This is a genomic window from Aliterella sp. E5.1 (assembly GCF_057473825.1).
The window spans coordinates 1-1993 of the sequence record NZ_JBYCCV010000272.1; the positions used below are offsets into that span (position 1 = coordinate 1).

The 1993-nt window shown below is 46.5% G+C and carries 1 pseudogene; it reads right to left on the reverse strand.

Annotated elements, in window-relative coordinates:
- Positions 1–1775, reverse strand: a pseudogene (locus AC2VE5_RS26190) (ATP-binding protein); the annotation flags it as partial.
- Positions 1776–1993: the final 218 nt, after the last annotated feature.

Here is a 1993-nt window from a genome sequence, read left to right on the forward strand (position 1 = left end):
ATCTTTTGCCATTCCAAATCGGCGTGTAGCATGCCACGTACTAGCTTGCGTCTGTCATCCTGGTTTACACGTGCATCGTAATGAGTGATTTCTTGAGCAATCCCTTGGACCTTTTTGGAAAGCCAGCCCCAAATTCTCCAGTAGAGTTCTTTGCGATCAGTTCGCTCTGCTCGGACAGCGATGTTTGTCAATAAGTAGTCAATAAAACCGGGGGCAGAATCGCAACCTTCTTTCAGCTTTTCTATGATGAATGACATCTCTGATTCAGGTACGTCAATTAAATAGTCAGCAAATCTTTGTGACATGAACAGGGGAAATTCGTAATAGACTTCGTCATCTTTATCTCTATCAGAGGGACGTTGCTCTCTAACTTTTTCGTTTTCGAAGAACAAGGTGAGCATGTGTAAAAGGATTTCCTGATGAGTAGGTTCTAACGAGCCGTTTGGAATCATCAAGCAAGCATTGAACAGGCAGCCTACATCGTAAGAGCGAAATCGGATTTCGCTAACCTTCTCACCGCTGGGTGATGTTTCATCGCCCACAAACCGCTCACGAAAAGCAAAAAGTGCGTTCGCTTCCTCTTTTGCGTACAGCTCGGCTTTGTCTGGGGTTACAGCCCACCGAGAATAATTTTGCTTCTGGACTAATTCTCGAAACAACCGTGCAAATTCAAGACTCTTTAATAGACACCTCTGAGCAAGGTCTTGATCTCGCGGCCATAAATGCTCCCTGATGCCGTTTGCTATTCCCACACGAACAGTTGCGCTTTCGTGAGTAAAGGCAGCGACTATCTGTGTTTTGACGGCGCGAGCGTGATCTGCGTCATTAGAAAAGTCGAGTAAAATTGGAAGAACTGAAGCTGCTGCTGCAAAACCATTGAAGTCTACTTTATCTGCTCTATCGGTAACGTCTTCAGAGTCCTTAGCCGTTTGGATCGTCTGATTGACGATTTCAGCACACCAAGAAGCATCTTCTCTGCTTAATCCAAATGCATGATCGCGTAGGAACACGGCAACCGCTTTGACAATACCGCTGTAGTGCATTCGTGCTAAATGATCTGTATCTGCTTCGCTCAGCAGAGCACATAGGCTTTTCGTTTCAGCAAGTGCGTCTTGCCAGCTTGAGAAGTATTCGGTGTCCAGCGATTCTCTATTAAAGGTTTTTGCCGACCACAAGCCCAACCGTATGAACCGACTGTTTAGTCCTGTTTCCTCTTGAGTTTGCTTCTGCCTCTCTTCTAAGTCAGGCTCTAAGGTTTTCGGCTTGAAAAGTATTCGGTTGTTTTCACTATCCGCCTCAGCTTCCCAATTTCGACTATCAATTCTATGGAATCGAAAACGCCAGGAGGTCTCTTGGGGAGCTTTGGTGCGAAGTTCGTCTATGGTTTTTAAAGCTTCATCCCGCAGCTCTGAGAACTGCAAACGTTTAATGAGCATTTCTAAATCTTCTTTGCGCCAAGGTCGTAAGGCTGCCTCTCGCCTTTCTTCGGCGTATAGCTTTCGAAGCGGATCGTAAGACATATCGAACCAGTTTGCCTCGTGACCTCCCATCTCGCGCACACTGCGCCTCAGATCAAGCTCGTAGAGTTCAGGAACTTTTAGAAGAGGAAGTGCGGCTCGGCCAAGCTTATCGGGAAAACCGGTGGCGACCGATGCCAGCACAGCGGTTGGCATCACTGAATTGCTGTTACACAAAATATGGTGAAAAATCCACTCCAGATGCTCTGAGGACTCAGCGTGTTCAGCCAGTTCAATTAGCCAGTTCTCGAGCGCCATAAGTGCCGACTGTAGTAAGTATGGTGCAACTGAGTGGCCTCGGTAGCTTCCCCATAAGCGCTCTGAGGCATACTGCCTAATTACGGTCCCATCGCTCAGAAAAATTTTGATTTGCTTTGCACTAGATACTTCATTCTGTACTGGTTCTGAGGAGTAGCGGCTTGAATCGTCTAAGTCAGAATGGGCATATTTTTCTGCTGTGATGTTGAATAGCTTTA